Genomic DNA, 22,631 nt, shown 5'->3' on the forward strand with positions numbered 1-22,631 from the left:
GCCGAACCTACCGGGCCACAACCGGTGTGACGCAGCAGACGCGTGCGTTGGGCCACAAGTCGCCGCCGCCGACGCCGCCGTGGAGTGGACTGGGACCAAAGGAAGAAGGCGTCATGAGCACCACCTGCGAGCCCAGGATCCGCTGGCTTGCCACGCGGGCCGCCAGGCGCGTGCCGACAACCTACTTCGTCATCGGGGACTTCGGCGGGGACTTCGACGGGGACTTCGTCGACGACGTCCCGCCGAGCGCCCGCTCCATGGCGGCCAACCCGATCGGCACCACGCACACGACTGCGATCGTCAACGCGGAGTGTGACGTACCGTTCCGGTGGACCGCCGACACCCTCGGCTGGAAGGGCACCTCGGAGGGCCGGGCGGTCACCATGGTGGTGACGCGCGTTCGCGACACGGCGACTCCCGGGCAGCTCGTGCCCTTGCACGTCGGCACCCATCCCAGGGACCACTCGACCCACGACGACGACGCGCTGCCCCAGGTCATCGATGGGCTGTGGCAGCGGAGTCCAGGCTTCATCACCCGTGACACCGCCCTCGGATCGGCTCCGTTAGGTGACGACGATGCGTGAGTGCCAGTGCCCCCTCGACCTTCCCCCCGACGGGACCTGGAGGGCGGGACGCGAGGACCGCGTCGACCCGCCGGTCCCCCATGACGCCCGCCCAGCGGTGGACGAGTACGGTCCCAGCGCCACGAGCCCTCAGGCGCCTGGACCCCACGATCCCGATGGGTCGATGACCCGCGCACCAACGGCACTGTCGGCCGGGTGCGCACGGGTCTCCAGCCGTCGACCCGTCGTTGACATCGGCCGTATGCCGCTGGGCTGGGCGATCCCTCATCGCCCTGGGCCTTGGGTTGAGTGGACCAACCTTTGACGAACACTTGACAAACCTTGTCGTTCTCGTCGCACAATGGGGACCCGCCGGCTCGTCCGAGTCTGGCCACCACGTCAGAGGAGTTCCCATGAAGAAGCTCTGCGCCACCCTTGCCGCCGCCGCCCTCGGCACCCTCGCGACCCTGGCGGTCGCGGGGCCGGCCGCCGCCGCCGCGGACACCGCCTGCCAGAAGGCAGGCCTCAAGACGCTCATCGGAGCCGGGCTCATCGACGATGTCGCGCGCGACGGCCTGCCGGTCGCGACCGCGGTGTCCCTCGGAGTCGCGCCCCGGGCCACGACCGATGTCGCGGCGCTGCCTGACCCGCTCCCGTTGTCCGTCGTGCTCGCCGACCACCGAGCCGGCGCCTCGAGCCTGTTCGTCTACCCGTGGTGCTGAGCCGACCCTGACCCACCGGCGCCCGGCCGCTCACTGCGGTCCGGGCGCCGTTGTGCGAGCCGCGCATCCATACGGTCCACGCCGGCAGCGATGCTGTGACCCAGCGGCACGGACTGTCCGCCGACCTCGTGCTGGCAGGAGCCGCCGACGAAGACGACGAGCTGGGGGTGGCTGGCGGCGAGGCGCTCGCTGAGCTGTCGGGCCGGGGCGACATCGGCCGGCCGCGGGACGGCCAGCACGACCGCAGCAGCATCCCTTGCCCCCAGGGAGAGCTCCCAGTCATCGTGCGGCAGGTCCGCACCCACGTAGGCGGTCGAGAACCCGGCGCGGCGGGCGGCCACGGCGAACGCGAGGATGCCCAGCTCGTGCCGGGCGCCTGACGGCAGTCCCACGGTCACCACCGGACCGTGGGCTCGCGCGGCGGCCGCCTCGTAGGCGGCTGCGAGGCGGCGCTGCACCGCGTAGCTGAGCAGGTGCTCACCCGCAACGGAGATCCGCCCGTCTGCCCAGGCGTCCCCGATGGCGACGAGCGCGGGCATGAGCCATTCGTCGACGACCCGCTCGAAGCCGGCACGCGAGAAGGCCTCGTCGAGTACGTCCGAGACGAGAACGGGGTCCAGCCGCTGACCCGCCTCGACGAGCCGGTCCAGTCCGGGCAGTCCCGACGGCTCGGCAGGCTGGCGCGAGAGCTCAGGCCCCTGCCGGGAGGCCGGCCCGGAGACCCGCGCCTTGGTCTCGGCGGCGGCCTCGCGGGCCGACCATCCCTCGTTGACCAGGCTGGACATGATGCCGAGGGCTCGGAGGTCGGCGTCCGAGTAGAGGCGGTAGCGGCCATCCGACCGGGCGGGCCTGACCACGCCGTACCGACGCTCCCAGGCGCGCAGGGTGGACAGGCTGATGCCGGTCAGCTCTGCTGCTCTCTTGATGGTGTACATGGTTTGTCCAGTCTATGTGGTGGCCCCGCTCCGTGGGCTCAGAGCCGCTGCAACGCCCGGCGCAGTCCCTCGGCCCCGTTGTCGACGAGCCGCCGCAGGGCCGGCGCCAGGACGACGGCGGCGATCTTGCGGAAGCCCTTGAGCTCGAAGGACGCCGAGTAGGTGACGGTCGTTCCGGCCCCATCACCCCGGACGGTCATCTCGTCCTGGGCAACCAGGGTGGCGTTCTCGCCGCGCAGGGCGAACCGCCTACCCGGGTCGAGCTCGGTGACGACGTAGTCAACGGTCGCCTCCCGTCCCATGAAGCTCGAGACGTTCCGATAGCGGGTGCCGGGACCGCCTGCGCCGGAGATGCGCTCGGTTCTGACGGTGGCGGGGTCCCACTCGTTCGTGGTCGTGAAGTCGGAGAGGTAGGCGAAGACCTGCTCCGACGATGCCGGGACGGTGAGCTGACGAACGAACTGCATGGCTTCCTCCTTGGGACTAACCTTTGACAAGCCTTATACAGACACTATACATTGATCGACATGAACCAGTCCAGACAGCCCACTGCCGCCGTCATCGGGTCGGGGGTCGCCGGGTTGACCGCGGCCCACGCCCTGTCCCGGTCCCATGCGATCACGCTCTTCGAGGCGGACAGCCGGGTCGGTGGTCACGCACACACGCACACGGTTCCCGGGAGGAACGGGCCGATGCGGATCGACACCGGCTTCATCGTCCACAACGAGCGGACCTACCCGCACCTGCTGCGCCTCTTCCGCGAGCTCGGCGTCGAGACCCGGCCGACGGAGATGAGCATGAGCATCACGTGCGCCGGATGCGGCCTGTCCTACTCGGGCGGCCGGGGCAGCACCGGAATCCTGGCCCAGCCGTGGCGCGCCGCCGACCCCCGGTTCGTGCGGATGCTCACCGAGGTGCCCCGCTTCCACCGGGCCGCCAAGGCGCTGTTGACGGACCCTGCCACCGATCCGACGTGGGGCGACTTCCTGCGCGACGGCGGCTTCTCGAGCTACTTCATCCGCCACTTCGCCATCCCGCTCGTCTCGTGTGTCTGGTCATGCGGTGACCTCGACGCAGCGACCTATCCCGCCCGGCACCTCTTCCAGTTCCTCGACCACCACGGCATGCTCAGCGTCACCGGTGCTCCGCAGTGGCGCACCGTCGTCGGAGGCTCCGCCACCTATGTCGACCAACTCGTCGCCCGCCTGCCCGACGTGCGACGCCTGGCCCCGGTGACAGCGGTCGAACGTCACCACGACGGCGTCGACGTGCGGGTGGGCGACGCCACGCCCGAGCGCTTCGACCGGGTCGTCGTCGCGACCCATGCCAACCAGGCGCTCGACCTCCTCGCGGACGCCACCCCGGAGGAGAAGGAGGACCTGGCTGCGATCCGCTACTCCAGGAACACCGTCTGGCTGCATCGGGACTCATCCGTCCTGCCGAAGGCGCGTCGGGCGCGTGCCGCCTGGAACTACCGGATGCACTCGTGCGACGCCTCGAGCCCGCAGGTCACCGTGAGCTACTGGATGAACCGGCTGCAGGGGCTGAGCGACGCGGAGGACCACATCGTCACCCTGGATCCGGCCGGTCTGGTGGACCCGGGCACCACGACGGCGGAGCTGTCCTATGAGCACCCGATCTTCACCGGCGAGGCGGTCGCTGCAGCCGGGCGCCTGCGGGCCGCCGGAGGCGAGCGCCTCGCCTTCGCCGGGGCCCACCTCGGTTGGGGCTTCCACGAGGACGGCTGCCGCTCCGGGGTCGAGGCCGCCGAGTCGTTCGGGGTGCGGTGGTGACCATGCACATCGCTCCACCACCGGTGCCGAGCCTGGTCGAGGGTGTCGTGACCCACACGCGCCGAGCTCCCCTGGTCCACCGCTTCCGGTACCGCCACTTCCAGTGGCTCGTCGACCTCGACGACCTGCCGCGCCCGCGCTGGCCGCTGTCCCTTCTCGCCCGCTTCGACGCCGCCGACCACTTCGAGGGCGGGCTGCAGGGCGGGGGCATCAGAGGGGACCTGGACCGCTTCCTCGCGGAGCAGGGAGTCCAGCTCCCGTCCGGCAGCAAGGTCCTCATGCTCGCCCACGCTCGCTCGCTCGGACACGTCTTCAACCCCCTGAGCGTCTTCTGGTGCATCGCTCCGGACGGGCAGCTGGCCGCAGCGGTCCTCGAGGTGCACAACACCTACCAGGGGCGGCACGCCTACCTCGTCGACGTGGACGACGCAGGGCGCGCCCAGGTCGACAAGACCTTCTACGTGTCGCCGTTCAACGACGTCTCCGGCTCGTACTCGGTGCGCCTCGTTCTCGACCAGCGGCGCGTGGCGGTCGCGATCCGGCTGATCCGCGACGGCCACACCGTCCTGGACGCGGTCGTGTCAGGGAGACCGACGGCGGCTACGAGCCGCTCCCTCGTCTCGACCGCCGCCCGCCACCTGTCCATGACACATCGGGTCACGGCCCTCATCCGAGTGCACGGCGTGCGGCTGTGGACGAGACGCCTGCCCGTTGTTCCCCGACCACGACGCCTCGAGGAGGCCGTGCGATGACGACGACTCAGGCCCTACCCCTTGCCCCAGCCCGGGCGCCGATCCGGCTCAGGGCAACGCTGGCCCGCACCATCCTCGAGCAGGTTCTCGACCGGGTCCCGGTCGACGCCGTCCTACCCGACGGCTCTCGGCTGGGCCGGTCACGGACGAGCGAGAGCGAGCCCAACGGCATCCGGCCGACGGTTGAGCTCCGGCGCCCAGGAGCCTTCTTCGAGCGCCTCGCGCACCACCCGAAGATCGGGATCGGCGAGGGCTACATGGCGGGCGACTGGCGGGCCGCCCCCGGCACCGACCTTGCAGACGTGCTGCTCCCCTTCGCCGAACGGCTCGCGACCGCGATCCCCCGCCCGTGGCTCGCCCTCCGTCAGTTCGTCGACCGGGCCATCCCGCCGGAGCAGCGCAACACCGAGACCGGCTCACGTCGCAACATCGAGGCCCACTACGACCTGTCCAACGACCTCTTCGCCGCCTTCCTGGACGAGACGCTGATGTACAGCTCAGCGCTCTTCGACCGCACCAGGCCGGTGCAGGGGCAGTCGCTCGAGGAGGCACAGCTGCGCAAGGTGCACGCGATTCTCGACGAGGCGCGCGTCGGCGCGGGGACGAGCGTGCTCGAGATCGGCACCGGCTGGGGCACGCTGGCCATCGAGGCCGCGAGGCGTGGTGCCCACGTCACCACCGTGACGCTCTCGCGCGAGCAGGCCGAGCTGGCCCGCGACCGCGTGGAGGCTGCCGGCCTGGTGGACCGGGTGGACATCCGGGTCGAGGACTACCGCGAGGTCCGGGGCAGCTACGACGCGATCGTCTCGGTCGAGATGATCGAGGCGGTCGGCGAGGAGTACTGGCCCGCGTACTTCCGCGGTCTCGACCGGCTTCTCGCCCCCGGCGGCACGGTCGCCCTCCAGGCGATCCTCATGTCGCACGACCGCTTTCTCGCGACCCGCCGCTCCTTCGGCTGGATCCAGAAGCACATCTTCCCGGGTGGCCTCATCCCCAGCCTTCGAGCGATCGGTGAGGTGACACAGCAGGAGACCGGGTTGCGCGTCACCCATGTGCACGCCTTCGGTCACGACTACGCGGAGACCCTGCGACGCTGGCGTGCGACCTTCCTCGCGGCCTGGCCGCAGGTGCAGCGCCTCGGCTTCGACGAGACCTTCCGGCGCAAGTGGGAGTTCTACCTGGCCTACTGCGAGGCGGGCTTCGCCGCCGGTTACCTCGACGTCGCCCAGATCCGAATCGAGCGGGCAGCATGAGCGCGCCACTGCGGGGCCGCAAGGTGTGGGTCGTCGGGGCGTCGAGCGGCATCGGCGCCGAGCTGGCCCGTGAGCTGGTGCGGCGCGGCGCCGAGGTCGCGATCAGCGGCCGCCGGGCCGTGCAGCTCGAGGAGGTGGCCGGTGGGACGATGACGACGATCCCGCTCGACATCACCGAGGCCCAGTCGGTCGACGACGCAGCAGCCGCCGTCCGCCAAGGGCTGGGTGGGCTCGACACCGTCGTCCACAGCGCCGGCCACTGGAAGCAGTTCAACGCGGCGGCGTGGGACCGCGAGTCCTTTGCCCGACATGTCGAGGTCAACCTGCTCGGTCTCAACAACGTGCTCGCAGCGGTCGTTCCGTCGTTCGTCGCCGACGGCCGCGGGCACATCGTCGGCGTCGCCTCAGTCGCCGGCTACCGAGGGCTCCCCGGGTCCGAGGCGTACGGCGCGACCAAGGCCGCCCAGCTCAACCTTCTTGAGGCGATGCGAGCGTCGCTGTCGCCCAAAGGGATCAGAGTCACCACCGTCGCTCCGGGCTTCGTGCGCACGGAGATGACGTCGGAGAACGAGTTCCCGATGCCGTTCATCATCGAGGCGAACGAGGCGGGGCGGACCATCGCTGACGGTCTCGAGCGCGGCGACGAGAACATCGTCTTCCCGAAGCGCATGGCCGTGGCCATGGTCCTCGCACGGCTCGTGCCGGGGCGGCTGTGGACCGCGGCCACCTCGCGACGGGCCCGCGCGTGACGGTGTCGCTCCTCTGGTTCCGACGGGACCTGCGGATCTCCGACCATCCCGCGCTGCTCGCTGCGTGCGAGGTGGCGACCTCCGTGCTGCCCGTCTTCGTCCTCGACCCACGACTGCTCAGGGTCGATCGGCCACGGTCGCGGCGACTCGTGGCGTCGGTCCGGGCCCTGGCCGACGCGCTGGAGGGCCGCCTCGTCGTGCGGGCCGGGGATCCCGTCGAGGTCATCCCGGATCTCGCCCGCGAGGTCGGTGCGGACACGGTCCACGTGACCCGGGAGACGACGCCCTTCGGTCGCCGGCGGGACGCTGTCGTCGAGGCGGCGCTCGGCCGCGACCACCGTCGCCTCATCGCAACGGGGACGCCGTATGCCGCTGGGCCCGGTCTCGTGGTCACCCGGGGTGGTGCGCCCCACCGGGTCTTCACCCCCTTCGCCAAGGCCTGGCGCGCGCACGGCTCGCCACCGCCGGCTCCGCCGCCACAGCGGATCCCGTGGTTCGACGGCGACGTGGGCGGGGTGGCGCTTCCTGCCGTCCCGCCCAGCGGCAGGTCGGGCGGCGTGGCCGGTGAGCTGGCGGCGCGGCAGTCGTGGCTCGACTTCCTCGCCGGGGGGCGGCTCGGGCACTACAGCCGCGACCGCGACCGCCCCGACCTCGATGCCACGAGCCGGATGTCGATCCCGCTGAAGTACGGGGAGATCCATCCGCGAACGCTCCTCACCGACATTGCGTCCCACCCGGACGGAGGGACGACCGGCGCGGCGACCTTCGTCACCCAGCTCGCGTGGCGCGAGTTCTACGCAGACGTGCTCTGGCACTGGCCGGACTCGGCGTGGCAGGACCTGCGCCCGGAGCTGACCCGCATGGCCTACGACTCCGGCCCGGAGACCGACCGCCTCGTCGAGGCCTGGCGCCAGGGGCGAACCGGCTATCCCATCGTCGACGCGGGGATGCGGCAGCTGCTCGCAGAGGGCTGGATGCACAACCGGCTGCGCATGGTCACGGCAAGCTTCCTCACCAAGGACCTGCACGTGTGGTGGCCCGTCGGTGCGCGCCACTTCCTCGACCACCTCCTCGACGGCGACATCGCCTCGAACAACCACGGGTGGCAGTGGCTGGCCGGCACGGGCACCGACGCCGCGCCGTACGTCCGGGTCTTCAACCCGGTGCGACAGGGGCGCCGCTTCGACCCAGACGGTGACCACGTCCGCCGGTGGGTTCCGGAGCTCGCGCACGTGCCCGGAGCGGCGGTCCACGAGCCTTGGGACCACGAGAACGGGTATGACCACGGGTATCCGAGGCGGGTCGTCGACCACGACGACGAGCGCAGGGAAGCCCTGGCCCGCTACGAGCTGGTCAGGAGGTGAGCCGATGCGTGGCCCCGTGGCCGAGCTGCGCGCCTTCGTCGACGCGGCCCTCGTCCGACCTGTGTCGGACTCGATGGCCGACCCCCCGGGCACCCGAACCAGACGGCGCGTCGTCGTCGGCGTCACGCTGGTCGTCGGAGCGCTGGTGCTGGCGTGGGCGCTGCGTATCCATCCCGGCGACCCGCTGTTCTATGCCGCGACGCTTGCCCTGGCCGCCGTATGGGCGGCGGGCGCCGTCCTGTCCGGGCCCCTGCGCCTCGGCCGAGGGCACACGAGGAAGGGGTCCACACCGGGACGCCCCGTCGTCCAGTCGCTTGCCCTGGGAGCGCTGCTGCTGGCCGTGTTCCTCGCCGGCGCCCTGGTCGTGGCGCGCCTGCCGGGGCTGCGTGAGCCTGTCGACGACCTGCTCGACCACGCTCGGTTCGGCTCCCTCCCCGTGGTCCTGCTCATCACCGTCCTCAACGGCGTTGCCGAGGAGCTCTACTTCCGGGGAGCCCTCTACGCGGCCCTGCCGCGGCACGCCGTCGCGGTGACGACGGTGCTCTACGCATTGACCACCGTCGGCAGCGGCGTGCCACTCCTCGTGCTCGCGGCCACCGTCGTGGGGCTGGTCACCGCCCTCCAGCGCCGCGTCACCGGCGGCATCCTGGGACCGGTCATCACCCACATCACGTGGTCGATCGGAATGCTCCTGCTCCTGCCACCCGTCCTCGACCTCGTGAGGTGAGATCCATGACCCCGACCGACCACCATCCCGTGGAGGCCTCCGCTCCCACAGCGACCACCCCCACCACAACCCCGGACCGGCTCGCTCTCGTGACCGGCGCATCCGGCTACGTCGGCGGGCAGCTGGTCCCCCACCTACTCGCGGACGGGTGGCGTGTCCGGGTGCTGACCCGGTGGGCCGGCTCGCTCGACGACCGGCCGTGGCGCGACGAGGTTGACGTCGTCGTGGGGGACGTCGGGAACCGCGCGGACCTCGGGAAGGCACTCAGCGGCATACGGACTGCGTACTACCTCGTCCACTCGATGGACGACCGTCCGGGCTTCGCCGAGCGCGACCGGGAGGCGGCAACCGCATTCGGTGAGGTGGCTCGCGAGCTCGGGGTGCGACGTATCGTCTACCTCGGCGGGCTGCATCCCGACGGCGAGGAGCTGTCTCCGCACCTGGCGTCCAGGGTCGAGGTCGGCCGCATCCTGCTCTCGTCCGGCGTGCCGACCGCCGTGCTGCAGGCCGCTGTCGTGCTCGGTGACGGCTCGGCGTCCTTCGACATGCTGCGCCACCTGACGACCCGGCTGCCCGCCATGGTCGCTCCGAAGTGGCTCGACAACCGGATCCAGCCCATCGCCGTCGACGACGTGATGACTCTCCTCGTCGGAGCCGCCGACCTGCCGACGGACGTGAACCGGACCTTCGACATCGGCGGACCGGAGGTGCTGACCTACCGGGAGATGATCCAGCGCTTCGCCTCCGGGACGGGCCTGCGACGGCGGCTCGTCGTGACGGTCCCCGTGCTCACGCCGCGGCTCGCCAGCCACTGGGTCGGACTGGTCACCCCCATCGGCGCCGGGATCGCGAAGCCGCTCGTCGGCAGTCTCGTCCATGAGGTCGTTGCCAAGGAGTCCGACCTGCTCGACATCGTCGACGTCCCGGCCGGCCTCACCGGGTTCGACGAGGCGGTTCGACGGGCGATGGACGGAGCGGCTCCGGACACGGCGCTGCGCAACCTGGCCATCACGGGCGCTGCCGTGGCGGCGACCGCAGTCGTCGGGTCCGTGGCGACCAAGCCCGACTCACGGTGGTATCGCAGCCTCGACCTGCCTGCGTGGCAACCCCCCAAGGCGGCCTTCCCGATCGTCTGGACGCTGCTGTACGCGGACATCGCCGCCAGCGCTGCGGCGGCCCTGACGGGGATCGACCGCCACGCCGACGCCGAGCCGGGGCCATCCTCGGGCCCACGGCGGCGATATCTCGCGGCCCTCGGCACCAACCTGGCGCTCAACGCGGGCTGGAGCATGCTCTTCTGGCGAGGGCGCAGTCCCGGCCTGGCAGCGCTGGAGTCGGCGGCGCTGACCGCGAGCGGCGGGCAGCTCGCCAGGCAGACGGCGCGGGTCAACCGGCCCGCCGGTGCCGCCCTGGCGCCCTACGTCGCGTGGTGCGGCTTCGCGACCGTGCTGAGTGCCGAGATCCATCGGCGCAACCGTCGATGACGTCTTCTACGGCCCTCTAGTGCTAGCCCAATACCGGTCTAGATCCTGCGATCCCTCTGGAGCGATGCGTGGCCGCTCAGAGCACGGCCGGCTCAGGTGAGCGGGCCATCGTGCCGGCAAAGGTCTTGCGGTACTGCAGCGGTGGCAGCCCGAGCTCCTTCTGGAAATGGCTGCGCAGAACGGCCGCCGTGGCGAAGCCACAGGCGTGGGCAATGGCCTCGACGTCAAGGGTGGTTGTCTCGAGCAGATGCCGGGCACGACGGATGCGCTGCGTGGTGAGCCACCTGTGTGGCGTCGTGCCGACCTCCTGGCCGAACCGGCGCGCGAAGGTGCGCTCGGACATGTTGGCGCGCGCGGCGAGGCTCGGGACTGAGTGGTCCTCGTCGAGGTGCTCTGACAGCCAGTCGAGGACATCCTGCAGGCTGTCGGAGGGCTCGACCGGCATCGGGGTCTCGACGTACTGGCGCTGTCCGCCTGCGCGGTGGGGAGGCACCACCATCCGGCGGGCGATCCGGTTCGCGACATCGGTGCCGAGCTCCTGAGCCACCAGGTGGAGACAGGCGTCGATCCCTGCCGCCGTCCCCGCGCTGGTGAGGACCGGGCCGTCCTCGACGTAGATCGCATCGATGTCGACCCGGGCCTCTGGGAAGCGCTGCCCGAGCAGCTCGGCGTACTTCCAGTGGGTCCCGCAGTCGCGCCCGTCGAGAAGGCCGGCCTCGCCGAGCCAGAAGGCGCCACTGCAGACCGAGAGCACGCGGGCGCCGCGGTCCACGGCGTCCCGGAGGATCTCGAGCGCCTCCGGCCGGAACGGCCCGTTCACCGAGCCACCCGGAATGGCAATGAGATCCGCATCTCGCGCCGCCTCGAGCGGGTGCGTGGCGACGATCCCCATCCCGGTCTTCGTGGCGAGTACGCGGGTCGGGTCCTCGGCGCAGACCCGGAAGTCGAACGCTGGCACGCCGTCCTCGGTCCGGTCGATCCCGAACACCTCGCAGAGGACGGCGAGCTCGAACGGTGCGACAGGTTCCTCGACGAGCACGGCGACGGTACGAAGCATGTTTCCCAGTGTGGCACAAAGTTGGCAGGAAAACCACGCACATCGTCTGTTCTGCCACTCGTGGCGAGATTCAAACGAGCGCACTATTTCTGCCATGAACTCTCTCACTCCGCTCCTGTTCATCGCCCTGCTCTATCTCGCCCTCGAGCTGCGGCATCGTCGCTCCATCGGCGGCCCACGTTGGCGCCCCGGCCAGGACCTGCGGTCCGACCGCGACGAGGCGAGGCGGGTTGCCGACCTCACCGCCGGGAAAACTCGGCAGACACCGAAGCGTCGGATCCCTACCGTCGTGTCGTGACGATGTCCAACCCCTCGAGCACCACCGAGACCCTGGCACCGAGTCGGCGAGCCGACCGGCAGCAGGCGCCGGGCCCGCCCACCATTCGGGCCGCCTCACGGTGGCTCGTGCTCGGCGCCATGGCGGCGACGCTCGTCCTGTGGGCGTCGGCCTTCGTCGCCATCAGGCACCTCGGCCAGGACGTGCCACCAGGGGCGCTCTCCCTGGGGCGCCTGCTCGTCGCGTCCGTCGCGCTCGGCTTCCTCGTCTTCCGGCGCCGGCCGACGTGGCCGCGACGAACTGACTGGGCCCTGCTCCTGCTCTGCGGGGTGGCCTGGTTCGGGATCTACAACCTCGCCCTCAACGACGCCGAGCGGCGTATCGATGCCGGGACCGCGGCCCTGCTCGTCCAGATCGGGCCGATCATCGTCGCCGTGCTCGCCACGGTGTTCCTCGGCGAGCGCATGACGCCCTGGCTGGTCATCGGGATGGTCGTCGGCTTCGGTGGTGTCGCGATCATTGCCCGTGGCTTCGGTGGCGGCGGCTCCGGCGACCGCGTCGGCGTCTGGCTCGCGGTCCTGGCTGCGGTGACCTACGCCATCGGAGTCCTCGCCCAGAAACCGTTGCTCCGGCGCCTCCCTGGCCCCGAGGTGAACTTCCTGGCCTGCATCATCGGCGTCGTGAGCCTGCTGCCCTGGTCGGGCGAGCTCGTCACCGTCGTGCGGGAGGCCGAGGTCAGCTCTCTGCTGTGGATCGCCTACCTCGGGATCTTCCCGACTGCGGTCGCCTTCTCGCTGTGGGCCTTCGCGCTCGCTCGCAGCGACGCCGGGAAGCTGACCCTGACGACCTTCCTCGTCCCGTTCATCGCGACCCTGATCGCCTGGGTCCTGCTCGGGGAGATCCCCGCCGTCCTGACGTTCGTGGGCGGTGCGCTCTGCATCGCGGGGGTCCTGCTCACCCGAGGGAAGTCACGCCAGCGGCGATCGAGTGAACGGCTTTCGGGCTGATCGCTCAGCGCCTGAGACGAAACGGGAACCCCACTGACGAGCGTTGACCTGCAGCTGCGCGCTGCACAGGGCCGTTCGCCCCTCCACGGCCGCGCATGACACCTGTCACCCCGGATCCCGGACATCTGCACCATGGCGCCCGGTTCGCCGGCCGCGACAGTGGTTGCATGAACACCGACGCGGCACCCGCCATCCACCTGCGCGATCTCGTCAAGACGTTTCCGGGACCCGGCGAAGCTCTGGTCCGAGCCGTCGACGGGATCAACCTGACCATCAACCCCGGCGAGATCGTCGCGTTCCTGGGCCCGAACGGCGCCGGCAAGACGACGACGCTGGACGTGATCCTCGGCCTCACCGAGCCGACGAGCGGCACCGTCCGCGTCCTCGGACAGGCCCCACGCCAGGCGGTCCTCGCCGGGCGGGTCTCGGCCGTTCTCCAGACCGGCGGGCTCCTCCGGGACGTGACGGTTCGCGAGACCCTCCGGATGATTGCGTCGACGTATGCCGCTCACACCCCACTCGACGAGGTGATCGACCGCGCGGGGCTGGGTTCCATCGTCGACCGGCGCGTGTCCAAGTGCTCAGGCGGCGAACAGCAACGGCTGCGCTTCGCCCTCGCCCTCCTGCCGGACCCGGACCTGCTGATCCTCGACGAACCGACTGCGGGCATGGACGTCACCGCTCGGCACGAGTTCTGGGAGACCATGCGGGCCGACGCGAGCTGCGGCCGTACCGTTCTCTTCGCGACGCACTACCTCGAGGAGGCCGACTCCTTCGCGGACCGGATCGTCCTCGTTGCCGGGGGTCACCTGGTCGCCGACGGCACGACCGCGCAGATCCGCGGCCGGACGACCGGCGGCCGCCAGCTCAGCGCGCGGATCCCGGAAGGCCGGTGGGGGGCCGTGCGGGCAAGGCTGTTGGCCGCCCCTGGTGTCATCGAGGTCTCGCAGCGCGGCGACCGAGTCGTCGTCGCGGCATCCGACTCCGATGCGATCGCCCTGCTGCTGCTCACCGAGCTCGGCGGGACCGCCCTCGAGGTGTCCGCGGCCAGCCTCGATCGCGCGTTCATGGCACTCACCGCGGAGGACCGCGGGACCGAGCTCAGCGGCATACCACAGGCTCATGAAACGGACCACGTAGCAAAGGAACTCGTGCGATGAACGCCACCTACACCCTCCTCGAGATGAAGCGCATCACTCGGGACTACATGGGCATGTTCTTCACGGCGGTCCTTCCCGCGTTCTTCTATGTCATCTTCGGCTCGACCGTGGACGCCAAGGAGACGGTGATCGGCAACGGGAACGTCGCGATGTACGTGATGATCAGCATGGCCGCGTACGGCGCCGTCACCGCGACGACCAGCATCGGCGGCCAGGCCGCCACGGAGCGGCTGCAGGGCTGGGGCCGCCAGCTCGGCATCACGCCGATGAGAGACTCCCAGTACGTCGCGGCCAAGGCCGCGGTCGCCATGGTCGTGGCCGCCATCCCGATCCTGCTGGTCTTCGTGCTCGGCGTGTGGACCGGCGCACGCGGGTCGATCGGTGCGTGGCTCCTCAGCGGGCTGCTCTGCCTTGGCGGCTCGGCCGTCTTCGCCCTCTACGGCATCCTCGTCGGCACGGCGTTTCGCAGCGAGTCGGCAACCGGCGTGGCCAGCGGATCCGTCGTGATCTTCGCCTTCCTCGGCAACGTCTTCATCCCCCTGTCCGGCACGATGCTGACGATCGGCAAGTTCACGCCGCTCTACGGTTACGTCGGCCTCGCCAGGTACCCCCTGACCGAGGGTCACCTCGCGGACGGCACCTGGGAGCCGCTCTGGATGCCGCTCGCCAACGTTGTCGGTTGGACGGTCGTGTTTGCGATGCTGGCCACATGGTTCGTCAAGCGAGGTCGCGACCGCCAGTGACCGGTGGGCCCGGCGCGGGGACGGCCGGGGCGCCCGTGAGGCGGCCCGGCCTGAGCCCGTGGAGCCGCTACGGCTGGATCATCCAGTCGGTCTGGCTCATCTTCCTCATCTTCCCCACCATCGCCCTCGTGGACCGCCACGGCGCCGGCTGGCAGGTCACGCTCGGAGTCGTCCTGATCCTCGCCTTCGGTCTGTCGTTCAGCCTCGCCGTCCGCCACCTCGACCGGCTCGAGAAGGCACGCCTGCCGAGGCACCGCGCCGGGGCCCGCTGGCTGCTCGCGCTCGTCGGGTGCGCCCTGGTCACGGTGCCACTCATCGGCTTCGCCGCGACGTCGTTCCTGCCGTTCATCGTCGCCTTCGCGATGTTCGGGCTGCCCTTGGCCGTCGCCATCGCCATCGCCATCGCGGCCTTCGCGGCCAGCGCCTTGGCCACGCTCTCCCTCGAGGTCGGCCAGGACGGCTGGGTCGTGGCCTTCATCGTGCTGTCTGTCGGGGTCATGGCGGCGGGCATCCGGGTCCTGGCCGGCCGTGGCGCGCAGTACGAGGCCATGTCGCGCCAGCTCGAGCTCGTTGCCGAACGAGAGCGGGTCGCACGCGACGTCCACGACGTGCTGGGCCATTCGCTCACGGTCGTCACGGTCAAGGCCGAGCTGGCCGAACGGCTCGTCGATGCCGACCCGGAGCGGGCGCGTGCCGAGCTCGCCGCCATCCAGCAGCTGAGCCGCCAGGCGCTCGCAGAGATCCGGGCAACGGTCGGTGGGCTGCGCGCGGCCCGGCTGGACGACGAGCTGGAGGCGGCGCGGTCGGCCCTCGCTGGCGCCGGGATCCGTGCAGAGCTGCCCGAAGGGCCCGAGGACGTGGACCCGCGCCATCGGACGGTTCTCGCCTGGGTGCTGCGCGAGGCGGTGACCAACGTCGTGCGACACAGCGAAGCCTCTTCATGCCGGGTCGAGCTCGCGTCGAACGCCCTCCGGGTCGTCGACGACGGTCGAGGCCTGGGCACCAACCCCGTCGGCAACGGGCTGCGCGGCGTGCGAGAGCGGGTGGAGGGGGCGGGGGGCACCCTTCGGGTCGCCACGCCGGCCGACGGCCGCGGGACCGAGCTGGAGGTGACGTTGTGAGCGAACCGGTCAAGATCCTGCTCGCCGATGACCAGGCCCTCGTGCGTGGTGCGCTCGCCGCGCTGCTCGGGCTCGAGCACGACCTCGAGGTCGTCGCGGAGGTGGGCCGCGGGGACGAGGTGGTGGCTGCTGCCCGACGCAGCGGAGCGCAGGTCTGCCTGCTCGACATCGAGATGCCCGGCGCGGACGGGATCGAGGTGGTCGGAGCGCTGCGCCGTGAGCTGCCCGGATGTCGGTCCCTCATCGTCACGACCTTCGGCCGACCGGGCTACCTGCGTCGAGCCCTCGAAGCGGGGGCGGCCGGCTTCGTCGTCAAGGACACGCCGGCCCGGCAGCTCGCGGAAGCGGTCCGGCGCGTCCATGCGGGGTTGCGCGTGGTCGACCCGGAGCTGGCGGCCGAGTCCTTGGTGGAGGGACTCAATCCCCTCACCGAACGGGAGCGAGACGTGCTCCGCGTCGCGCTCTCCGGCGGCACCGTGGCCGCGATCGCCTCCCGCGTGCACCTGTCTGCGGGGACCGTCCGCAACCACCTGAGCTCCGCGATCGGCAAGACGGGCACGGCCACCCGCGCCGAGGCTGCCAGGATCGCCCACGAGCGCGGCTGGCTCTAGCGGCCGGCTGCTGGGCGTCAGTCCGTTCGCGCGATGCCGGCGACGAGAGCCCGCGTCGCGGTGTGGCTGGGCCGAGCCCGGCGGAGAGCGCGAAGCGCCACCGGCCCGCCCCGGCTCCAGAGCCACCAGTAGGCGACGCCCACGGCGAGCGACGCCGCGAGGGCAGGGACCGGACTGCCCCAGAGGTGCTCGAGCACCTGCCAGTGGATGACGTAGATGTAGAGGGAGCTCGCCGCGAGGACCTGAACCACCGGCACGAGGGCAGCCGGGATCCGGGACATCGGTTTCCAGACGAGCAGCAGGACGAAGGCGAGCGAGAGCAGGTCGCGAGCTGGGTTGCCCGAGAAGGTGCCGACCGCTCCGACAGCCACGACCGTCACGATCCACTGCTGGCGACGCGTGCCGGCGCGAGCGATCGACCAACCGAGGAAGAAGAGGAAGAGGACGACGAGGGCGGACCCCTGCATCCGCGGACCGGGCAGCGGATACAGGTCGAGTCGCAGGGTGAAGGCCGCAGCGGTCAGGACGAGCGGGACCGCGAACGGCCAGCGCTTCTCGGCCCGAGCGAAGGCCGGCACGGCGACGAGGGCGATGGTGACGACGAGGGCGACCACCAAGGCCTCGATGAACCAGAACCGCCATGGCGGGCCGAGCCGCTGCTCACCGAGCAGCCAGTTGGCGAGGATGAGGTTGCGAGGCTCGTAGTAGTCCCAGATGACGTGGGCAGGGACGACCACGGCCAGCGTCGGCAGCACCACTCGAGTGGCTCCACGCGCCAAGGACCGGACGCGGTCCCAGTGCCCGTCGGAGGCGAGTGCGAAGCGGACCGCGTTGAAGCCGACGAGCACCAGCAGGGCGTGGGCGGTGCCCTGGAGCGAGAAGAGGTCGGCGTGCGTTCCGACGATGAGCACGATCGCCAGGGCGCGCAGCCACACGTTCGTCTCGATGGTGCGGCGCCGCTGAGCCGGCTGTGGAGGGCCGGAACCCGGGGATGGCCTCGAGGCCGCCGGGTCAGCCCGCCGAGCCGGGTCGGCAGGCTCGTCAGCCAGCTCTTGGAGCTGCGCGACCGGCGTGACATGCCACGAGGCCGGCAGCGTGCCGAGCAGGCCCTCCAGGCGGATCGACACCTCGACATAGGACAGCGAGTCGCCACCCAGCGAGACGAACGTCGAGCCGCCCTCGACGTCGGCCCGGCCCAGTGCTGTCGCGTAGACCTGCGCCACGCTCACGGCGCGACCGGGCTCGGCTCCATCGTCCCCGAGCCGGTCAACGAGCCGGTCAACGAGCCGGAGGATGGCGGCGTGGTCCGTCTTCCCGCTGGCCAGCCGGGGATGCTCCCCGACCCCGACGACCTGGATGGCCGAGGCCGGCGCCCCGGACAGGCGGCTCGCGAGCCGGCGCACCGCTCCGTGGTCCACCCCGCGGCCGGCGGCATCACACACGGCCACGGCGAGGAGCCCCTCCCGGCCGGCGCAACGTGCGTCGTGCCCGGCGGCCCGCAGGCTCGCCTCGACCCGGTCCAGGTCGATCCGGTGCCCCAGCACCTTGGTGAAGCGGCTCCGCCGACCCGTGACCTCATAGAGTCCCGCCTCGGTCAGCTGGCCCAGGTCCCCGGTTCGGAGGCGGTCGACGGTGCGACCGAGTGCCAGGTCAGCCGGGTTCTCCGCGTATCCGAGCATGACATTGGGACCGGAGTAGACCAGCTCGCCGTCGACGACCTCGAAGGCGCCGCCGGAGACCGGCAGTCCGATGCTCGCCGGGTGGTCGTGAGCGAGGGCTGGTGGCAGGTACGCCATCCGCGCCGTCGCCTCGGTCTGGCCGTACATGACGAAGAGGTCCCAGCCACGGGCTCGTCCCACCGAGGCCCAGTGGCGCACGCGGTCGGGTTCGAGCCGACCGCCCGCCTGCGTCACACAGCGCAGCCGGGGCAGGTCCATCGACGCGAACCCGACCCGCTCGAGCAGCTCGAAGGTGTAGGGCACCCCGGCCAGGGTCGTGGCGCCTGCCTCCCGGAAGACGGTCCAGAAGCACTCGTCGACGACGGAGAGATCCGTCAGGGCGATGCTCGCGCCGCGGCTCAGGTGGCTGTGGACGACCGAGAGCCCGTAGCAGTAGTGGAGCGGGAGCGTGGTCGCCGCGCAGTCAGATTCACGAATGTCGAGGTAGGTCGCGATCTGTTCCGCGTTGGCGGCAAGGTTCTCCCACGACAGTCGGACGAGCTTGGGGGAGCCGGTGGATCCGCTGGTGCTGAGCAGGAGCGCAAGGTCGGGATGCAGGTGGTGCGCAGAGCCTTCGCGCAGCAGCGTGAGGGTGCCGTCGGCCGCCAGGACGACATCGGGGTCGTATGCCGCCAGCATCGTCTCGCGTGCTGGCTCGCTCTCGCCCGGGACGAGCAGGACGACGTGACCGCCGAGGAGGGCGCCGAGGTAGCCGACCAGGCTGTCCAGTCGGTTGGCGCCCTCCACGAGCACGAGTCGCCGCGTGCCGACAAGACGGTCGGCGACGGCTGTGACGCGTGCGGCCAGGTCGGCGTACGTCACGGTCACGTCGGGTGTGACGACGGCTGGCAGCGAGCCGCGTCCCGCGAGACCCACCAGCCAGGGCAGCCCACAGGGCGCCCGGGTCGTCGGGTCAGCGGTCATGGTCACGGACGCCATTGAATAGGTAAGGCTTACCTAAATGCAACCACCGTTCCCAAGGGCGGTACGTCGCCGCCGCCTGCCTGAGGGGGCTTTGAGGCGCCTCTGAGGGCTCTCTGAGGTGCTCTGAGGTAGTGCGTGCGCCCTCGCCTCAGCCGTCTGAGGTAGTGGCCCGTTCGAGGGTTCACGGGAGATAGGGAGGACGTCCGATGTGGCCGCCTACCTCATCAGCCGACGCTGGAGGAGTCAGCAGAACGGCACGACAAGACAGACAGGGAAAACCATGACCACGTCAATCACCTTGATGACGCCGGAGTTCCTCAAGGCCGAGATCGAGTCCCGCTACGGCTTGCCTCGGCGCAGGGGCTGGCGTCAGCGGACGGACGCGTCGCTCAGGATCGCGGAGCGAGCCCACCGCCGCCGCACCGACGAGGTGCCGCGGCTGGCGAGGCCGGCCCGGGCGCACTGACCCGGGCTCCCCGCCCTGGAACGTTCGCCCGTGACCACTGCACAGAGACAATCCGTGACTGGCGCCGCCATCACCTCCACGGTCCCCGGACCCCACGAGACGCTGTCAGACCCATCCCGGATAATTCGGCGTATGCCGTTCACAACCGGGGCGATGGTCGGACGCGACTCGGACCTGGCCCGCCTCGCGGGAGCCGTCGGGCTCGTCGACTCGCCCGAGGGCTCCCGCGGTGGCGTCGCCGTCCTGTCCGGGGACGCCGGCATCGGCAAGTCCCGTCTCCTCATGCAGCTGACGTCCGATGCGGACCAGGCCGGATGGCTCACCGTCACCGGCCACTGTGTCGGGCAGGCCGGCAGCGCTCTCGCGTATCTCCCTTTCGTAGAGCTCATCGGCCTGCTCGACAGCATGGCGCCCGATGTCGTCACCCAGGTGCTCGGTTCCCACCCGAGCCTGTCCCGGCTCCTCCCACGCAGGGACGGCGACACCGCGGGCATCGCCGACTCGGCGAAAGAGGCCAACCCGGGCCTCGTCGCCGAGTCGGTCCATGCGCTCCTCACCGCGCTCGGCGCGGACCGGCCGACGCTGATCGTCATCGAGGACGTGCACTGGGCCGACCACTCGTCCCGCGACCTGCTGACACTTCTGCTGACCCGGGCATTCACGACCCCGGTCGGCCTCGTGGCGAGCTACCGGACGGACGACCTCCATCGGAAGCACCCACTGCACGAGACGCTCGCCGTCTGGGATCGCATTCCGCACGTGACGCACGTCAGCCTGCCGCCGCTACAGGACGCAGCCGTGGACGAGATCGTCGGCAGCATCGAGGGCATCCCCAGCGATGCACGCACCCTGCGCGAGATCACCCACCGCGCCGAGGGCAACCCGTTCTTCGCGGAGGAGCTCGCCGCCAGTGCGGTGGCCGGTCAGCAGATCAGTGGTGGGCTCGGCCGGGTCCTCCGCGCGCGCATCGAGCGGCTCGACGAGACGGCCCAGTCCGTCGTCCGTGCCGTGTCGCTCAAGGGTGGCCGGTACATCGGCCATGAGCTCCTGGCCCGGGTCACGGGCCTGTCGGAGGCAGAGCTCGAGGCCGCGATCGCCCAAGCCGTGGAGCACCACGTCCTCGAGACCAAGTGGCCGCCCGCGTACACGTTCCGCCACGCGCTCCTCGGTGAGACAGCTGCCGAGGGGATGCTGCCGGGCGAGCGCCTACGGCTTCACAAGTCGTATGCCGCTGTGCTCGCTGAGTGCCCAGAGCTCGCTCCCGCCTCCGAGCTGGCGCGTCACGCAGCCGCGAGCGGCGACCTCCCTGCCGCTGTGGCCGCCAGCCGGGCGGCCGCCGAGTCTGCGATGGAGGTCGGTGGGCCGCAGGATGCCCTCTTCCACCTCGAGCAGGCGCTGAGCTGGCTCGAGGACGATGATCCGGAGCGGGACGAGGTGGGCATCCGTGCGGCCGAGGCCGCGACGGCTGCCGGCGACACCCTGCGTGCGGTGCGGCTCCTCAAGGACAGCATCGACCACCCCGGCCCTCGGCAGCGACCCGAGATGAGGGCAGAGCTCCTCGCCCGTTACGCCACCCGGTCGCGAATGCTCGACCTACCGGTCGACGGGCTGGGCCTGACCACCCAAGCCGTGGACCTGTTGCCACCTGACGAGACTCCTCGTCGAGTCCTCGTCCTCATCGCCCACGTGCAGCAGCTCGTCGACGAGGGCGCGTTCGTCGCCGCGGTGCGCACCGGCGACGAGGTCATCGCGATGGCCGACAACCTGGGAATGCGCGACTCGCTCCTCGAGATCCGCACGATCCTGACGCGGGTCATCGAGGCACAGCAAGACCTCGATGCCGTCGAGACCTACCTGCGCGGCCTGCTCGAGGACGTTGCCGGCACGGACAATCCGATCCAGCTGCGCCTCGCGCATCAGCTGGCCGCGGTGGCGCACCGTCGGGGCGATCTGGGCGCGGCCCTGAACCACTACGACGAAGGCACCCGGATCGCACGCCGGCTCCATCTGGAGTGGGCGCCCTGGGGACTCGACTGCCGCCTCCTCAGCGGACTGACCGCGTATGAGCTGGGCGACTGGGACTCCGTGGCCGACCGGTTGGGCCTCGCCTCCCAGCTGACTCCCCAGCCGGCTCGGGCTCTCTTTGAGGCCGCCGGTCTCGCCGTCCCGGTTGGCCGGGGTGAGCCGGTTCCACCCAACCGCCTGTCAGCGCTGCGCGAGTGGTGGTACGTCGACGGGATGATCGTCGTCCTCAGCGTGATGCCGGGGATCGACCTGCTCGGCGATTCGGGCAACTTGGCGGGGACCCTCGAGATGACGTGCGAGGCAGCGCAGGCCCTTGACAAGGTCTGGGTCAAGTACCACGCCAGCGTGCGCATGGCCGCCCTGCTGGCGGGGCAGGTGGCCACGCTCGCTCCCCGTGCCGACACCGAGCTGCGCGACCGCGCCGTGCGGACCGTCGAGGACCTGCGGGCTCGCGCCGACCACCTCATAGCGAAGGTGGTGCGCAAGTCCAAGGGTGCGGACTGGGATCCCAAGGACGTCGACGTGCTCCGTGACTCGAGCACCGAGACGTGGGCCTGGGCCAAGCGGCTCGACGCGGAGCGGCTTCGCCTCGCGTGGGCGCTGGGTCAGGAGCCGCTTCCCCCGGCGGACGACATGGTCCGCTCGTGGCGCACGGCGGTCGATGGGTTCGACCGGCTTGGCCACGTCTTCGAGGCGGCCCGGTCGCGCGCCCGCCTGGCCGCTGCCCTCCGCGCAGCGGGGTCCGACGCAGAGTCGCGGCGGGTCGCCGAGGCCGCCCGCGAGGTCGCCGTCCAGCTCCGGGCCCGCCCACTCCTGACGGAGCTCGACGCACTGTCGCCGCACGCTCCGCTCGGCGCGGCGGATGTCGACCTGACCCCTCGCGAGCTGGAGGTTCTGACGCTGGTCGCCAGAGGCCTGTCCAACGGCCAGATCGGCAAGCAGCTCTACATCAGCACCAAGACGGTCAGCGTTCATGTGTCCAACCTGCTCGCGAAGCTCGGCGCGTCCGGGCGTACGGAGGCGGCCGCCATCGCGCGTGACAAGGCTTTGCTGCCGTGAGCGACATCCAGGAATATTGGACACTCTGCTCCGTCAAATCCAGGTTCTACTGCGCACGTTGGACACTCTGAACAAGGTCCATTGGACCGTTTGCGCACTGGTCCGGGTGAGGAGCACTCTG

Annotated in this window: 21 protein-coding genes; 17 read left to right on the plus strand and 4 right to left on the minus strand. The window is 70.9% G+C overall.

Going from position 1 to position 22,631, the window contains the following annotated elements:
* Window positions 1-113 precede the first annotated feature (113 nt).
* Entirely contained in the window at window positions 114-584 is a 471-nt protein-coding gene (locus VJN29_RS02910; RefSeq protein ID WP_324142072.1) for a hypothetical protein, read from the plus strand.
* A 392-nt stretch (window positions 585-976) separates the two neighbouring features.
* Entirely contained in the window at window positions 977-1,285 is a 309-nt protein-coding gene (locus VJN29_RS02915; protein WP_324142073.1) for a hypothetical protein, read from the plus strand.
* Here the strand turns inward: VJN29_RS02915 and VJN29_RS02920 are convergent.
* The gene (locus VJN29_RS02920) at window positions 1,270-2,220 is read right to left on the minus strand and encodes a MerR family transcriptional regulator (RefSeq protein WP_324142074.1); all 951 of its coding nucleotides are present in this window, start codon (window positions 2,218-2,220) and stop codon (window positions 1,270-1,272) included. The genes VJN29_RS02915 and VJN29_RS02920 overlap by 16 nt on opposite strands.
* A gap of 38 nt (window positions 2,221-2,258) precedes the next feature.
* Window positions 2,259-2,687 (minus strand): SRPBCC family protein, encoded by a 429-nt coding sequence (locus VJN29_RS02925; RefSeq protein ID WP_324142075.1) that lies wholly within the window; start codon window positions 2,685-2,687, stop codon window positions 2,259-2,261.
* A gap of 60 nt (window positions 2,688-2,747) precedes the next feature.
* On the opposite strand from VJN29_RS02925, the gene VJN29_RS02930 reads away from it, so the two are divergent.
* The 7 genes from VJN29_RS02930 to VJN29_RS02960 are packed head-to-tail and all read left to right on the plus strand — an operon-like array spanning window position 2,748 to window position 10,342.
* A complete protein-coding gene (locus VJN29_RS02930) occupies window positions 2,748-4,013 on the plus strand; it encodes an NAD(P)/FAD-dependent oxidoreductase (protein WP_324142076.1) in 1,266 nt (421 codons plus the stop codon).
* Window positions 4,014-4,015: 2 nt separating this feature from the next.
* The gene (locus tag VJN29_RS02935; protein ID WP_324142077.1) at window positions 4,016-4,765 is read left to right on the plus strand and encodes a DUF1365 domain-containing protein; all 750 of its coding nucleotides are present in this window, start codon (window positions 4,016-4,018) and stop codon (window positions 4,763-4,765) included.
* The gene (locus VJN29_RS02940) at window positions 4,762-6,018 is read left to right on the plus strand and encodes a cyclopropane-fatty-acyl-phospholipid synthase family protein (RefSeq protein ID WP_324142078.1); all 1,257 of its coding nucleotides are present in this window, start codon (window positions 4,762-4,764) and stop codon (window positions 6,016-6,018) included. Before VJN29_RS02935 ends, VJN29_RS02940 begins: the two co-directional genes overlap by 4 nt.
* Window positions 6,015-6,767: an SDR family NAD(P)-dependent oxidoreductase gene (locus tag VJN29_RS02945; RefSeq protein ID WP_324142079.1), complete on the plus strand. Its 753-nt coding sequence runs from the start codon at window positions 6,015-6,017 to the stop codon at window positions 6,765-6,767. Before VJN29_RS02940 ends, VJN29_RS02945 begins: the two co-directional genes overlap by 4 nt.
* Window positions 6,764-8,131: a deoxyribodipyrimidine photo-lyase gene (locus tag VJN29_RS02950; RefSeq protein WP_324142081.1), complete on the plus strand. Its 1,368-nt coding sequence runs from the start codon at window positions 6,764-6,766 to the stop codon at window positions 8,129-8,131. Before VJN29_RS02945 ends, VJN29_RS02950 begins: the two co-directional genes overlap by 4 nt.
* A 4-nt stretch (window positions 8,132-8,135) precedes the next feature.
* Window positions 8,136-8,858 (plus strand): CPBP family intramembrane glutamic endopeptidase, encoded by a 723-nt coding sequence (locus VJN29_RS02955; RefSeq protein WP_324142082.1) that lies wholly within the window; start codon window positions 8,136-8,138, stop codon window positions 8,856-8,858.
* 5 nt (window positions 8,859-8,863) lie between these two features.
* Window positions 8,864-10,342, plus strand: a complete 1,479-nt coding sequence (locus tag VJN29_RS02960) for a tryptophan-rich sensory protein (RefSeq protein ID WP_324142084.1) — start codon at window positions 8,864-8,866, stop codon at window positions 10,340-10,342.
* Window positions 10,343-10,418: 76 nt separating this feature from the next.
* Here VJN29_RS02960 and VJN29_RS02965 read toward each other — a convergent pair whose 3' ends face one another.
* Complete coding sequence (locus VJN29_RS02965) at window positions 10,419-11,399, minus strand: GlxA family transcriptional regulator (protein ID WP_324142085.1); 981 nt, start codon at window positions 11,397-11,399, stop codon at window positions 10,419-10,421.
* A 94-nt stretch (window positions 11,400-11,493) separates the two neighbouring features.
* On the opposite strand from VJN29_RS02965, the gene VJN29_RS02970 reads away from it, so the two are divergent.
* From VJN29_RS02970 to VJN29_RS02995, 6 genes are all read left to right on the plus strand, one after another.
* Window positions 11,494-11,697, plus strand: a complete 204-nt coding sequence (locus tag VJN29_RS02970; protein ID WP_324142086.1) for a hypothetical protein — start codon at window positions 11,494-11,496, stop codon at window positions 11,695-11,697.
* A 2-nt stretch (window positions 11,698-11,699) separates the two neighbouring features.
* Complete coding sequence (locus VJN29_RS02975; RefSeq protein ID WP_324142165.1) at window positions 11,700-12,683, plus strand: DMT family transporter; 984 nt, start codon at window positions 11,700-11,702, stop codon at window positions 12,681-12,683.
* A 167-nt stretch (window positions 12,684-12,850) separates the two neighbouring features.
* Complete coding sequence (locus VJN29_RS02980; RefSeq protein WP_324142087.1) at window positions 12,851-13,843, plus strand: ABC transporter ATP-binding protein; 993 nt, start codon at window positions 12,851-12,853, stop codon at window positions 13,841-13,843.
* On the plus strand, window positions 13,840-14,586 hold the full coding sequence (locus tag VJN29_RS02985) for an ABC transporter permease (RefSeq protein WP_324142088.1): 747 nt from the start codon (window positions 13,840-13,842) through the stop codon (window positions 14,584-14,586). Before VJN29_RS02980 ends, VJN29_RS02985 begins: the two co-directional genes overlap by 4 nt.
* Entirely contained in the window at window positions 14,583-15,707 is a 1,125-nt protein-coding gene (locus VJN29_RS02990; RefSeq protein WP_324142089.1) for a sensor histidine kinase, read from the plus strand. Before VJN29_RS02985 ends, VJN29_RS02990 begins: the two co-directional genes overlap by 4 nt.
* Complete coding sequence (locus VJN29_RS02995) at window positions 15,704-16,318, plus strand: response regulator transcription factor (protein ID WP_324142090.1); 615 nt, start codon at window positions 15,704-15,706, stop codon at window positions 16,316-16,318. The genes VJN29_RS02990 and VJN29_RS02995 overlap by 4 nt, the downstream gene beginning before the upstream one ends.
* Before the next feature lie 17 nt (window positions 16,319-16,335).
* Here the strand turns inward: VJN29_RS02995 and VJN29_RS03000 are convergent, their stop codons facing one another.
* Window positions 16,336-18,960 carry an AMP-binding protein gene (locus tag VJN29_RS03000; protein ID WP_324142166.1) on the minus strand — a complete coding sequence of 875 codons (2,625 nt, stop codon included), beginning with the start codon at window positions 18,958-18,960 and terminating at the stop codon, window positions 16,336-16,338.
* A 280-nt stretch (window positions 18,961-19,240) separates the two neighbouring features.
* Here VJN29_RS03000 and VJN29_RS03005 point away from each other — a divergent pair, with 280 nt between their 5' ends.
* Window positions 19,241-19,426 carry a hypothetical protein gene (locus VJN29_RS03005; protein ID WP_324142091.1) on the plus strand — a complete coding sequence of 62 codons (186 nt, stop codon included), beginning with the start codon at window positions 19,241-19,243 and terminating at the stop codon, window positions 19,424-19,426.
* A gap of 132 nt (window positions 19,427-19,558) precedes the next feature.
* On the plus strand, window positions 19,559-22,510 hold the full coding sequence (locus VJN29_RS03010; protein WP_324142092.1) for a helix-turn-helix transcriptional regulator: 2,952 nt from the start codon (window positions 19,559-19,561) through the stop codon (window positions 22,508-22,510).
* Window positions 22,511-22,631: the final 121 nt, after the last annotated feature.

The sequence above is a fragment of the Intrasporangium sp. genome (genome assembly GCF_035280925.1).
Taxonomy (GTDB): Bacteria; Actinomycetota; Actinomycetes; order Actinomycetales; family Dermatophilaceae; genus Intrasporangium.